At 61.2% G+C, this 12,562-nt stretch carries 10 protein-coding genes; 7 read left to right on the top strand and 3 right to left on the bottom strand.

Annotation, left to right across the window (positions count from 1 at the left end; translation table 11 throughout):
- The first annotated feature begins 22 nt into the window (after positions 1–22).
- The 3 genes from G5533_RS08325 (at position 23) to G5533_RS08315 (ending at position 3,250) form a co-directional block, all read left to right on the top strand.
- Positions 23–286, top strand: coding sequence for a YhdT family protein (locus G5533_RS08325; RefSeq protein ID WP_047438157.1), 264 nt, complete (start codon positions 23–25; stop codon positions 284–286).
- Positions 276–1,733: a sodium/pantothenate symporter gene (panF, locus tag G5533_RS08320; protein ID WP_257696664.1), complete on the top strand. Its 1,458-nt coding sequence runs from the start codon at positions 276–278 to the stop codon at positions 1,731–1,733. Before G5533_RS08325 ends, panF begins: the two co-directional genes overlap by 11 nt.
- A gap of 89 nt (positions 1,734–1,822) precedes the next feature.
- Positions 1,823–3,250 (top strand): PTS transporter subunit EIIC, encoded by a 1,428-nt coding sequence (locus tag G5533_RS08315; protein WP_042080616.1) that lies wholly within the window; start codon positions 1,823–1,825, stop codon positions 3,248–3,250.
- Position 3,251: 1 nt separating this feature from the next.
- Here the strand turns inward: G5533_RS08315 and G5533_RS08310 are convergent, their stop codons facing one another.
- The gene (locus G5533_RS08310; RefSeq protein WP_005358412.1) at positions 3,252–4,124 is read right to left on the bottom strand and encodes a LysR family transcriptional regulator; all 873 of its coding nucleotides are present in this window, start codon (positions 4,122–4,124) and stop codon (positions 3,252–3,254) included.
- A gap of 100 nt (positions 4,125–4,224) precedes the next feature.
- Here G5533_RS08310 and G5533_RS08305 point away from each other — a divergent pair, with 100 nt between their 5' ends.
- The 3 genes from G5533_RS08305 to G5533_RS08295 all read left to right on the top strand — a co-directional run bounded on the left by G5533_RS08305 (position 4,225) and on the right by G5533_RS08295 (position 7,376).
- On the top strand, positions 4,225–5,241 hold the full coding sequence (locus tag G5533_RS08305; RefSeq protein ID WP_421205870.1) for a zinc-binding alcohol dehydrogenase family protein: 1,017 nt from the start codon (positions 4,225–4,227) through the stop codon (positions 5,239–5,241).
- A gap of 537 nt (positions 5,242–5,778) precedes the next feature.
- A complete protein-coding gene (gene prmA, locus G5533_RS08300) occupies positions 5,779–6,657 on the top strand; it encodes a 50S ribosomal protein L11 methyltransferase (RefSeq protein ID WP_005358410.1) in 879 nt (292 codons plus the stop codon).
- A 164-nt stretch (positions 6,658–6,821) separates the two neighbouring features.
- Complete coding sequence (locus tag G5533_RS08295; RefSeq protein ID WP_421205869.1) at positions 6,822–7,376, top strand: sugar O-acetyltransferase; 555 nt, start codon at positions 6,822–6,824, stop codon at positions 7,374–7,376.
- Positions 7,377–7,756: 380 nt separating this feature from the next.
- Here G5533_RS08295 and G5533_RS08290 read toward each other — a convergent pair whose 3' ends face one another.
- On the bottom strand, positions 7,757–8,305 hold the full coding sequence (locus tag G5533_RS08290) for an NAD(P)H nitroreductase (protein ID WP_005338924.1): 549 nt from the start codon (positions 8,303–8,305) through the stop codon (positions 7,757–7,759).
- Positions 8,306–8,419: 114 nt separating this feature from the next.
- Complete coding sequence (locus G5533_RS08285) at positions 8,420–10,447, bottom strand: NADPH-dependent 2,4-dienoyl-CoA reductase (RefSeq protein WP_216951977.1); 2,028 nt, start codon at positions 10,445–10,447, stop codon at positions 8,420–8,422.
- A 208-nt stretch (positions 10,448–10,655) separates the two neighbouring features.
- On the opposite strand from G5533_RS08285, the gene sppA reads away from it, so the two are divergent.
- Entirely contained in the window at positions 10,656–12,500 is a 1,845-nt protein-coding gene (sppA, locus tag G5533_RS08280) for a signal peptide peptidase SppA (RefSeq protein WP_421205867.1), read from the top strand.
- The last annotated feature ends 62 nt before the right edge of the window (positions 12,501–12,562 follow it).

The following is a 12,562-nucleotide window of genomic DNA, read 5'->3' as shown; positions in this document are numbered from 1 at the left end:
CTCAAATTTGTCGGAGGCCAAGGTGAACCGTTTTGCTCTCGCCCGCCGGGAAGCAGCTTTCTGCCTGCTGCTGACCCTGTTCTACTTCTTTGCCTGGTATGGCACCGCCTATTTTATCCCGCCCCAGCTGGAGTTGTGGGGGCTGCCGCTGTGGTTCCTGCTCAGTTGCATGGTGATGCCGCTGCTGTTCATTCTGCTCTGCGCCCTGATGGTGAACCGGCTGTTTGTGGAGATCCCCCTCGATACCCACTCCCCTTCCGGCAAGGAGTCATCCCATGAATCTTGAGTTGATGCTGCCGCTCGTCATCTATCTGGTGCTGGTGCTAGGGGTGGGTTTCTGGGCCAGCCGCCATCGCGCGCAAGGCAACTTCGTGCAGGAGTACTTCATCGGCAACCGCAGCATGGGCGGGCTGGTGCTGGCGATGACGCTAGTGGCCACCTACACCTCGGCCTCCTCCTTTATCGGTGGGCCGGGCGCGGCCTACAAGATCGGTCTGGGCTGGGTGTTGCTGGCGATGATCCAGCTGCCCACCGTCTGGCTGACCCTGGGGGTGCTTGGCAAGAAGTTCGCCATCATCGCCCGCCGGGTCAATGCGGTGACCATCAACGACATGCTGTGGGCCCGCTATCAGAGCAAGGCGGTGGTGATCCTCGGCTCCGTTACTATCATCCTCGCCTTTATCGCGACCATGGTGGTGCAGTTTATCGGCGGCGCCCGCCTGCTGGAGACCGCTACCGGCCTCTCCTACCAGCAGGGATTGATGCTGTTTGCCAGCTGCGTACTGCTCTACACCATCATCGGCGGCTTCCGCGCCGTGGTAATGACCGATGCTCTGCAGGGGATCATCATGCTGATCGGCACCGGTGCCCTGCTGGCGGGCATTCTGGTCGCCGGTGACGGCTTGCCAAACCTCATCCACCAGCTCAGGGAGATCGATCCCAAGCTGGTGAGCCCGCAGGGAGCCGGCGACATGCTGACCCAGCCCTTTATGCTGAGTTTCTGGATCCTGGTCTGTGTCGGAGTGGTAGGGCTGCCCCACTCGGCGCTGCGCTGCTTTGGCTATCGCGACAGCAAGGCGCTCCATCGCGGCATTCTGATCGGCACCGTGGTCAGCGCCCTGCTGATGTTCGGCATGCATCTGGCGGGCGCTCTGGGTCGCGCCATCCTGCCGGGCATGGACAGCCCGGACAAGATCATGCCCTCCCTGATGATGGAAGTGCTGCCCCCCTGGCTGGCCGGGGTCTTTCTGGCGGCGCCGATGGCGGCCATCATGTCCACCATCGACTCCCAGCTGATCCAGGCTTCCGCCACTCTGGTGAAGGATCTCTATCTCAACTATCTGAGTCCAAAGCAGGAGAAACTGGAAGTGCGCATCCCCCGCCTCTCCCTGCTCTGTACCCTGATCCTCGGCACTCTGGTGCTGCTGGCGGCGTTGCAACCGCCCGAGATGATCATCTGGCTCAACCTGCTCGCCTTTGGCGGATTGCAAGCGGTGTTCCTCTGGCCACTGGTGCTCGGCCTCTACTGGTCGCGGGCCAACGGCCCGGGCGCACTGGCCAGCATGGTCAGCGGCATCGTCAGTTATGGGGTACTGAGTCAGTGGGGGATCAAGCTGGCTGGCCTGCACGCCATAGTGCCAAGCCTCACGCTGGCGCTGGTGGTCTTTATCACGGTCAGCCTGCTGACGGCACCGCCCTCGCGGGAAGTGCGCGACCTTTTCGGGCAGAAATAATAAAAATATAAATTATGGGTTCCAAAACTATCCCCAAATAGGTGTTTTCCGGTTAAACTGTGCGCCAAGTCACAGAACGTAGCCGCTGTATGCCCGTTAAAGCCACTCGACAAGTCGTTACTCAAGCCCTGCAGCGGCTCGGTTATGCCCTGCTGCTGCCCGTCTCCATCCTGCCGATGGCGGCGCTGATCTACCGGCTTGGGCAACCCGACGTGCTCGATTTGGCGGTGCTCTCCCTCACCGGTCAGGCGATCTTCAGCCAGATGCCGCTCATCTATGCGGTGGCGATCGCCTTTGGCCTGAGTCGGCAGGAGCTGGGCGGACAGACGTTGGCGGGGGCGGTCAACTTCCTGCTGCTCAGCACCGCCTTCAATACGCTGGCCCCCAACCTGCACGCCGACATGATCTGCGGTCTGCTGGCGGGGCTCACCACTGCCATCATCTATCCATGGGTTCACCAGCAAACGCTGCCCCGCTGGCTGCAGATCGCCAGGGGGGAGTTTCCCAGCCTGCTGGTGTCGGCCTTGGCCTGCCTGCTGATCGCCATCCCCCTCTCGCTGCTGTGGCCACCGCTGGAGCGCGGGCTGACCCTGCTCACCTCGGAGCTGCTTACCACGCCGTTTGGCGCCTTCTGCTACGGCACCCTCAACCGCTTGTTAATCCCGCTCGGGCTGCATCAGGTATTGGGCAGCGTCATCGGCCTTGGCGAGAGCAACCTGCAGGCGCTGGCCACCGCCCAGCCCCTTCATGAAGGATATGTAGCCGGTCTTTACCCCATCATAATGTTCGGCCTGCCGGGCGCCTGTTTTGCCATCTGGCTGCACCGCCAGCGGATGCAGCGGCTGCCACAGGGCGGGCTGCTGCTCACCCTTGCGCTCACCTCGGCACTGGTGGGTATCACAGAGCCTATCGAATTTCTGTTCGCCTTTACCGCCCCCTGGCTGTTTCTCGCCCACGCCCTGCTGACCGGACTGTCGCTGGCGGTCTGTAGCGGGCTGGGGATCAAGGTGGGCAGTTACTTCTCCGCCGGTCTGCTGGATCTGGTGCTGAGCTATCAGGCAGGGGAGCACAGCTTCTGGCTCATCCCGGTCGGTATCCTGTTCTTCGTCGCCTACACCCTGCTGTTCTATCAGCTGCTGGAGCGTGCCCCCCTCAGCATGCCGAGCAAGCCCATCGCGGTGGAGCATCCGCGCCTTGCCAGCGTTGCCCCCTCAGACCCGCAGATGCTGGCGATCCAGTACCTCAAGGTGCTGGGCGGGATGGACAATCTGGTGGCGATGAGTGTCTGTATCACCCGCCTCAGCCTGCGGGTGCGCGATATTTCACTGGTGGATGAATCCCGCCTGCTGGGTCTGGGCTGCCTCTCCTGGATCCAGCTCAACGACCACCAGCTGGTGCTGGTGCTGGGCCCCAGCGCCAGCCTGATTGAAGGGCAGATCCGCATGCTGGCGGAGCGCCAGTCGGTCCCCCTCGGCCTCAAACCCAATCAGGAGTCGGCCAGCCAGAGCAGCTGGTAACTCAGGCGAACGGCAACCGCTCGGCCACGAAATCCATCAGGGTGCGCAGAGCGGGGGCCAGATGCTCCCGACTCGGATAGATTAGGTAGAACGGGTTGGCCGGAATGGGCTGATCCGGCAACACCTTCTGCAGCCGCCCCGCCGCCAAATCCCCTTCACAGACATGGTGGGGCAACAGGGCAATCCCCCCGTCATGAAGCGCCATCTCCCGCAGCGCCAGCAAGCTGTTGCTGACACAGGCCCCCTGCGGCCGCCAGCCCCCCTCCTGCAATGGCCACACCGGCATGGCCGAGTGCACCAGACAGGCATAACGGCCCAGCTCGCTCAACTGCTGCGGCATGCCGTGGGCCGCCAGATAGGCGGGCGCAGCCACCAGATGACGCGCCACCTGACCGATACGCCGACAGATGAGGCTGGAGTCTTTCAGCGGCGCCGCCCGCAGCGCCAAATCATAACCTTCCCCCACCAGATCGAGCTGTTCATCGCTCAGGGTCAGTTCCAGCACCACCTCGGGATAGAGGGCGCGAAACTCGGCGAGGATCCGGCCAAGCAATAGAGTACCGGTCGCCTCGGGGGCAGTGATCCGCACCCGCCCCGCCGGGGCCGAGCGCAGCCGTGCCATCGCCAGATTGGCACTGCGGGCCAGTGCCAGCAGCCCCTGACAGTGCTCCACATAGAGCTCCCCCTGCGGGGTCAGGCTCAACCTGCGGGTGGTGCGCTGCAACAGCCGCACCCCGAGCTGGGATTCGAGCCGCGAGATCTTCTGGCTCACCGATGACTTGGGCATACCGAGCAGCTCGGCGGCCCGGGTAAAGCTTCCCTGCTCCACCACGGTGGCAAACAGCCCCATCAACTCCAGATCGACATTGTTCATATATTCAAACAGTCTTTACCGATTACCCATCTCAATCTTGATAATCAACCAGACTAGAGTGAGTGGCAATCCCGAACACAGCGATTTGAAAGGAAAAACCATGAAAGCCATTGCCCTGACTCACTATCTGCCAAGCGACCACCCCGACTGCTTTATCGCCGCCAACCTGCCCGATCCGGTTCCGGGCCCGCGGGACCTGCTGGTGCGGGTTAGCGCTACCTCCGTCAATCCGGTGGATACCAAGGTGCGCTCCCCCAAGGCCAAAATTGAAAGCTCGCCCCGGGTGCTGGGCTGGGATGCGGTGGGGGAAGTGATCGCCACCGGCAGCGAAATTACCCTGTTCAAGGCGGGCGACCGGGTCTGGTATGCCGGCGACATCAGCCGTCCGGGCAGCAACAGCGCCCTGCAACTGGTGGATGAGCGCATCGCCGCCATCGCCCCCACCAGCTTGAGCGATGTGGAGGCCGCCGCCCTGCCGCTCACCGCCATCACCGCTTGGGAGACCCTGTTCGAGCGCTTCGCTCTTACCCGCGAAAGCCGTGGCAAACTGCTGATCATCGGCGGCGCCGGTGGCGTGGGCTCCATCGCCATCCAGCTGGCCCGCCAGCTCACCGGCATGGAGGTGATTGCGACCGCCTCCCGCCCCGAGAGCCGCGAGTGGTGCCTCGAGATGGGCGCCCATCAGGTCGTAAACCACCACAAGTTGCAGGAGGAGCTGACCGCCCTTGGCATCACTCAGGTCGATGCCATCTTCTGCACCAACGCCACCGCCGAACACTGGGCCACCATGGCAGGGCTGATCCGCCCGTTTGGCCATATCTGTACCATCGCCGAATCGAGCGAGCCGTGGGATCTCTCCCTGCTCAAGAGCAAGAGTGTCACCTTCAGCCAGGAGTTCATGTTCACCCGCTCCCTGTTCCAGACGCCGGACATGATCGAACAGCACCGCCTGCTCGGCCGGGTAGCGGCACTGGTCGATGAAGGAGTACTGCAGACCACTCTGACCAGAACCATCCCGTCGCTGACCCCGGTCACGCTGGCTCAGGCCCATGCCGAGGTGGAGGCGGGACGCATGGTAGGCAAGCTGGTGATCGACATGAGCGGCTTTGCCAACTAAGCCCTCAAACGCACCATGATGGGATAAGTTCACCAAGGAGATGCCCCAAACGGGCACAACCAGCGGCACTCATGACTGCCTGTGGCAGGCCAACGTCCGACAATCAGCCAAAAAAGAGGCCATTTCGCGAGAAATGGCCTGAATACCTGAACATTGGGGTAACAATCACACACATATCCTTATGCAGGACAATCTAGTCTTTGCATCTGGCGTGCCAACAGCAGCATGAATGCGCCAAAACGGCGTCAGCCCGTCCTTGAGCAAGGTGCCGACCTTGCTCTTTTTTTATCTGGCAGACTGTTTACCAGGCAAACAAGTGCAGATAAAAAAATGCCACCCGAGGGTGGCAGTGAAAGATGACGGAACTTGAGCAAAGCGTTCAGCGAAAACCGGTCGTCTTCGCCTGCATAGAGCAATACAGGAACCGTGCCAATCCGGCAAAAGCCCCCGAATCCCTCCACGTCATGGGCAAACCACGACAGCACTGCCCCATGATGGTAGAATCTCGCGGTTTCACATTTATGAAGAGTCAACGCCATGCCCTGGATACAAATTCGAATCAACGCCACTGCCAAGACCGCAGACAAGGTGAGCAACATGCTGCTGGGGCGTGGAGCCCAGGCGGTGACCTTTATGGATGCCAAGGATGTGCCCGTCTACGAACCCATGCCCGGTGAAACCCCGCTCTGGGGCGAGACCGAAGTGATGGGTCTGTTTGATGCCGAAACCGATCCGGCCCCCACCATCGCCTTCTTCCAGCAGATCTTCGGCGAAAACGTCGGCTACAAGGTCGAGCAGCTGGAAGACAAGGACTGGGTGCGCGAGTGGATGGATCACTTCCACCCGATGCAGTTTGGCGAGCGCCTCTGGATCTGCCCGAGCTGGCGCGATGTGCCGAACCCCGATGCGGTCAACGTCATGCTGGATCCGGGTCTGGCCTTCGGTACCGGTACCCACCCCACCACAGCTCTCTGCCTGCAGTGGCTGGATGGGCTGGATCTGACCGGTAAAACCGTGGTCGACTTTGGCTGTGGCTCCGGCATTCTCGGCATCGCCGCCCTGAAACTGGGTGCTGCCCGCGTCATCGGCATCGACATCGACCCGCAAGCCATTCAGGCCAGCCGCGATAACGCCGCGCGCAACGGCGTCGCCGACCAGATTGAGCTCTACCTGCCGGCCGACCAGCCGCAAGATGTCGAAGCGGACGTGGTGGTCGCCAATATCCTGGCAGGCCCGCTGCGCGAACTGGCTCCGCTGATCGCCGGCCACGGCAAGCCGGGCAGCCTGATGGCCCTCTCCGGCGTGCTGGAGAGCCAGGCCCCGGAACTGGAAACTATCTACGGCCAGTGGTTCGAGATGGACCCGACCGCAGTCAAGGAGGAGTGGTGCCGCCTCTCCGGCCGCAAGCACGGCTAAACATAGCTCCCACTCTCAAGGCGGCAAGTCAGCATCTTTATTAAACAAGAGCACCCACGGGTGCTCTTGTTGTTTCTCCCCCCTTTCCTACTCTGGGGGACGGTTCACGCTTCTCTGGCCAATAAGGGATTAACATCGTTCTTCCACATCATTGAGGCCCTGCCATGAGCGAATACCAGAAGATGATTAGCAGCCAACCGTACAACTGCATGACACCCGAGCTGGCCCAGTTGCGCCGGGAGGCGGCACGGCGCTATCGCCGTTTCAATCTGGCGGAAGAGGAGACAGAGCAGCGGGCACTACTGGCGGAGCTGATTGGCGAACTGGCAGAGAATGCCTTCATCTGCCCGCCCCTCTACTGCACCTATGGCCGCCACATCCACCTGGGCAAGGACTCCTACATCAATATGGGAGCGACCCTGCTGGACAATGCCCCCATTCGCATCGGCGCCCATGTGATGATTGGGCCAAACGTGCAGATCTATACCGCGGCCCATGCACTGGAGGCCGACGAACGAATTCAGGGAACAGAGACGGCGCTGCCGGTCACCATTGAAGACAAGGTCTGGATTGGGGGCGGTGCCATCTTGCTGCCCGGCGTAACCATAGGGCGGGAGGCGATCGTCGGCGCGGGCGCCGTAGTCACCAGAGATGTACCGGCCGGTGCTCGGGTAGTCGGCAACCCGGCCCGGATCCTGCCAGCCAAAAACAGGTCATAAGGCTGCCAACCGGGCTGCATCTTGATGCCGCCATCAGTTCACAACAGCCCCTACACCCCATAAAAATAAAGCCCAATGTCACGAAGACGTTGGGCTGTTAAAAGGTGCTACGGAATTGCGACTCTCATCGCAGAAAAATTAGAAGGAGTGCCCTTCTAAACTGGCAGGGAGATATTAGCGAATGCGCAAACGTTTTACATAGTGAAATACAACAGGATTGCGAGGTACATCGCACTATTTAAATAATTACCTGCTATGGCGCGCGAAGCCTCTTTGACCCATTTATTTTCCCCAATTTCTCTGGTTACTATTCACGGTTAAACAGAAAAGCCCCGATTTCTCGAGGCTTTGCTTCTCTCAACCGCAACGTGGCCGAAAAGTCAGAAACGGCGGACAAACTCATCGAGCGGCAGCTCGCGCAGTTTGCGTGCTTCCAGCATGGGGGTGCCGAGATAGAGGAAACCCACCAGCTGATCCTCTGCCGCCAGTCCCAGTCCCTTGTTGATCTGCTCATCAAAGATAAACCAGCCGGAGCGCCAGATGCCGTTGAAACCCTGCGCCTGTGCCGCCATCTGCATCGCCATCAAGGCACAACCGGCAGAGAGCTCCTGCTCCAGTTTCGGCACCTTGGGGTGATCCTGATAACGGGTTGCCACGGCGACGACCAAGGGCGCCCGCAGTGGCGCTTCGCTGCACTTCTTGATGCTCTCTTCATCTTCGCCACGGGCACGGGCCGCCTCGGCTAGCAGCTTGCCCAGCCGCTCACGCCCCTCCCCTTCAAACAGAATGAACTGCCAGGGGGTCAGGGTGCCGTGATCCGGCGCGCGCAGGCCCGCCTTGAGGATATTGTCGAGCACCTCACCGCTCGGGGCGGGATCGGCGAGACGGCCACAGGAGTGGCGATTGAGCAACAGGGTGAGGGCATCCATGGGCAATTCCTTCTCTGGGGCAATGATGGCGCTACCTTAGCACAGCACCGAATGAAGAAAACCCCTGAGGCTCAGGGGTTTATCGCACTATAAAGGACAAGAGGGCACGGTTGGCTAGATGACCGCAGCCAGTTCGGCGCCCTGTCTGATCGCTCGCTTGGCATCCAGCTCGGCTGCCACGTCGGCACCACCGATGATGTGCACCGGCTTGCCTGCTGCCTGCAAACCCGCCTGCAGTTCTTTAAGGGGCTCCTGCCCGGCGCAGACGATAACCTGATCCACCGGCAGACACTGCTTGGTCTCGCCCACCTGAATGTGCAAGCCCTCGTCATCGATCCCCAGATATTGCACCCCGGAGAGCATCTGCACCTTGCGGTTCTTGAGCACGGTACGGTGGATCCAGCCGGTGGTCTTGCCAAGTCCGTCACCCACCTTGCTCTCCTTGCGCTGGAGCAGCCAGATCTGGCGCTCGGGGGCGTCGATTTCAGGAGCCGTGAGGCCACCGCGCTCGCCAAGCTGTTTGTCGATGCCCCACTCCTTGAGCCAGTGATCACGGTGCCCATCGGCATCCATCTCCACCTTCTTCTCGACCAGATACTCGGCTACATCGAAGCCGATGCCGCCGGCACCGATCACCGCCACCTTCTGGCCGACCGGTTTGTGATCCCGCAATACATCGAGATAACTCATCACCTTGGGATGTTCGATGCCCGGAATATTGGGGGTGCGCGGACGAATACCGGTAGCGAGGATCACCTCGTCAAAACCGCCGCCGAGCAGGCTCTCGGCACTCTGGCGCTGGCCGAGATAGAGCTCGACGCCGCACTTCTCCAGCCGTTTGGCAAAATAGCGCAGGGTTTCGTGAAACTCCTCCTTGCCCGGGATCTGCTTGGCGAAGTTGAACTGGCCGCCGATTTCGCTGGCCTGATCGAACAGGCTCACCTGATGACCGCGCTCGGCAGCGTAGCAAGCAAAGGCCAGCCCGGCGGGGCCAGCCCCCACCACCGCCAGCTTCTTGGGCTGGGGCACGCGGCCAAAGGTCAGTTCGGTCTCGAAACAGGCTCGAGGATTGACCAGACAGGAGGCGCGCTTCTGCTTGAACACATGGTCAAGGCAGGCCTGGTTGCAGGCGATGCAGGTGTTGATCTCATCCGCCCGGTTCTCGGCCGCCTTGATGACAAATTCGGGATCCGCCAGGAAGGGGCGCGCCATGGAGACCATGTCCGCCTCGCCCCCCGCCAGAATCCGCTCGGCCACCTCGGGGGTGTTAATCCGGTTGGTGGTGATAAGCGGCACCTTGAGGTGTTTTTTCAGCTCGGCAGTCACCCAGCTGAAGGCGCCGCGCGGCACACTGGTGGCAATGGTGGGAATGCGCGCCTCATGCCAACCGATGCCGGTGTTGATGAGGGTCACCCCCACCGCTTCCAGCGCCTTGCCGAGCGCAATCACCTCTTCCAGGGTCGAGCCCTGCTCCACCAGATCCAGCATGGAGAGGCGGAAGATAATGATGAAGTCGGTGCCGACCCGCTCGCGGATGGCGCGGACAATCTCCACCGGAAAGCGCATCCGGTTTTCGCTGCTGCCGCCCCAGCCATCGGTCCGTTTGTTGGTGCGCTCGCAGATGAACTGGTTGATGAGATAGCCTTCCGAGCCCATCACCTCGACGCCGTCATAACCGGCCGCCTTGGCCAACGCTGCTGTAGCCGCGAAGTCGCGAATAGTGCCGCAGATCTGCCGCTCGCTCATGGCGCGCGGTTTGAATGGGGAGATGGGGGCTTTGAGGGCACTCGGCGCCAGACTAAACGGATGATAGGCGTAACGACCGGCATGGAGGATCTGCAGCGCAATCTTGCCCCCCTCCTGATGCACGGCGTTGGTCACCTTCTTGTGCTTGCTCACCTGCCAGGGAAAGCTCAGCTGGGAGCCGTGAGGCACCAGCCGACCGCGCAGATTGGGGGCAATGCCGCCGGTGACGATAAGGCCAACGCCACCACGGGCGCGCTCGGCGTAAAAGGCGGCCAGCTTGTCAAAACCGCCCTTCTCCTCTTCGAGGCCGGTATGCATGGAGCCCATCAACACGCGGTTGCGCAGCTGGGTAAAACCAAGGTCGAGCGGGGTCAGCAGGGTCGGATAGCGGCTCACGATGCCTCCAGTTAATTTTTTGTTATCAAACTGAGGCTAGAGTAAAGAATCGAAAATTCTTTTTCAAACAAATGTTTGGACAATTTTTCAGCGAACAGCCGTGCCCTGAACGAAGATAGGCGGGATCCGCCAGTCGGAAATGGCAATTTCGCCCGCAACTGGTTAATAATGGCTCTTCTCTACCCATTAACAGGGCGATAACGCGACTATGTCTATTTTCAAAGGTCTGGGTTGGTTGTTCCGCAGCCTGTGGCGCCTGCTCAATTTCACCCGGCTGATGCTGGTCAATCTGCTGTTTCTCATCGTAGTGCTGGTCATCGTCTTCAGCGTCAGCCAGAAAGAGGCCCCCAAGGCGCCCATCGAAGGGGCGCTGACCCTCAATCTCAACGGCGTGCTGGTGGAGCAACGCTCCCAGACAGACCCCACCGTACAACTGCTGCGTCAGATGGACAGCAGCGACGAGCAGCCGAGCGAGATCGTCCTCTCCGACCTGCTATGGGCCATCAAGAATGCCAAGGATGACGAGCGCATCAAGGCGCTGGTGATCAAGCCGCAAGGGCTGCAGGGAGCCAACTTCACCAAACTGCAGGAGGTGGCGAGTGCCATCGACTCCTTCCGGGAGAGCGGCAAACCGGTGATTGCCATGGCCGACTTCTACACTCAAGGCCAGTACCTGCTGGCGGCCCACGCCGATCACGTGCTGCTCAACCAGAGCGGCGCCGTGGTGATCGAGGGGCTTGGTGTCTACCAGACCTACTTCAAGTCGGCGCTGGAGAAGCTCAACATCACCCCGCATGTATTCAAGGTCGGCACCTACAAATCCTTCGTCGAACCCTATACCCGCGACGAGATGTCCCCCGAGAGCAAAGAAGCGAACCAGCGCTGGCTGGATCAGCTGTGGCAATCCTATGTGGCTGACGTAGCCGAGCAGCGGGAGATCGAACCCGATGCGGTCGCACCGGGCAAGGAGCGCTTCCTCGAGCTGCTGCGCAAAGCCGGTGGCAATGCCGCCAACTACGCCCTCGACAACGGGCTGGTGGATCAGCTGGCCACCCGCGACGAGATGACCCAGGCGGTCATTAAAGAGGTGGGTGAAGCGGACGACCACGGCTGGAAAGGGGTCGGCCTGAAAGAGTATCTGGCTGCCATTCCGGAACAATATCCCCAGAGCGGCAAGGATGAGGTGGGTCTGGTGGTCGCCAGCGGCGCCATCATGGATGGCGTCCAGCCTGCCGGCACCATCGGCGGCGACAGCCTCTCCGACCTGCTGGCCGATGCCCGCCGCGATGACAAGGTCAAAGCCGTGGTCCTGCGGGTCGACAGCCCGGGCGGCAGCGCCTTCGCCGCCGAGCAGATCCGCGCCGAGCTACTGGCCCTGAAACAGGCAGGCAAACCGGTAGTGGTCTCTATGGGCAGCTATGCCGCCTCCGGTGGCTACTGGATCTCCGCCGATGCGGACAAGATCTTCGCTTCCCCGACCACACTCACCGGCTCCATCGGGGTATTCGGCATGTTCGCCACCATCGACAAGGCGTTGGCCCAGTTCGGTGTCCATACCGACGGGGTTGGCACCACAGATTACGTCGGTGTCGGCCCGACCCGCGCCCTGCCGGATCACGTCGGTCAGGCCATCCAGCTGAGCGTGGAGGATACCTACCAGCGCTTCATCGGTCTGGTGAGCAAGGGCCGTGGTCTGAGCCCGGAAGAGGCCGAAAAAGCGGCCGAAGGCCGAGTCTGGACCGGCGAAGATGCCAAGGCCCTGGGTCTGGTGGACGAGTTCGGCAATCTGGATGACGCCATCAAGGCCGCCGCCGAACTGGCCAACCTCAAGGAGTGGCAGGTCACCCCCATCGAGCAGGAGGAGTCCACCAAGGACAAGTTCCTGCGCCAGCTGTTTGACAGCAGTGCCCAAGTGCTGGCCCCCCAGTTGCAAAGCTGGCTGCCGGCTGGATTTGGCAAGGCATTGGTGGAAGTGAACCGCAGTCTTGACCCGCTCACCCGCTTCAACGATCCGCAAGGCACCTACGCCTTCTGCCCGGTCTGCGTGCAGTGAGCAAGCGGTGACTCACCCATAAAAAACGGCGACCAGATGGTCGCCGTTTTCTTTATTCAGCC

The organism is Aeromonas sp. A600620 (assembly GCF_029479985.1).
GTDB lineage: Bacteria > Pseudomonadota > Gammaproteobacteria > Enterobacterales > Aeromonadaceae > Aeromonas > Aeromonas veronii_A.
Note: the sequence above shows the minus strand (reverse complement) of the source record. Positions and strands in the feature narration are given on the sequence as shown.

Bases quoted from the DNA above. Each gene is read 5' to 3' on its own strand.
- G5533_RS08310 (WP_005358412.1), bottom strand. From the start codon at position 4,124: ATGAACAATGTCGATCTGGAGTTGATGGGGCTGTTTGCCACCGTGGTG.
- sppA (WP_421205867.1), top strand. From the start codon at position 10,656: ATGTCTATTTTCAAAGGTCTGGGTTGGTTGTTCCGCAGCCTGTGGCGC.
- panF (WP_257696664.1), top strand. From the start codon at position 276: ATGAATCTTGAGTTGATGCTGCCGCTCGTCATCTATCTGGTGCTGGTG.
- G5533_RS08305 (WP_421205870.1), top strand. From the start codon at position 4,225: ATGAAAGCCATTGCCCTGACTCACTATCTGCCAAGCGACCACCCCGAC.
- G5533_RS08295 (WP_421205869.1), top strand. From the start codon at position 6,822: ATGAGCGAATACCAGAAGATGATTAGCAGCCAACCGTACAACTGCATG.
- prmA (WP_005358410.1), top strand. From the start codon at position 5,779: ATGCCCTGGATACAAATTCGAATCAACGCCACTGCCAAGACCGCAGAC.
- G5533_RS08315 (WP_042080616.1), top strand. From the start codon at position 1,823: ATGCCCGTTAAAGCCACTCGACAAGTCGTTACTCAAGCCCTGCAGCGG.
- G5533_RS08290 (WP_005338924.1), bottom strand. From the start codon at position 8,305: ATGGATGCCCTCACCCTGTTGCTCAATCGCCACTCCTGTGGCCGTCTC.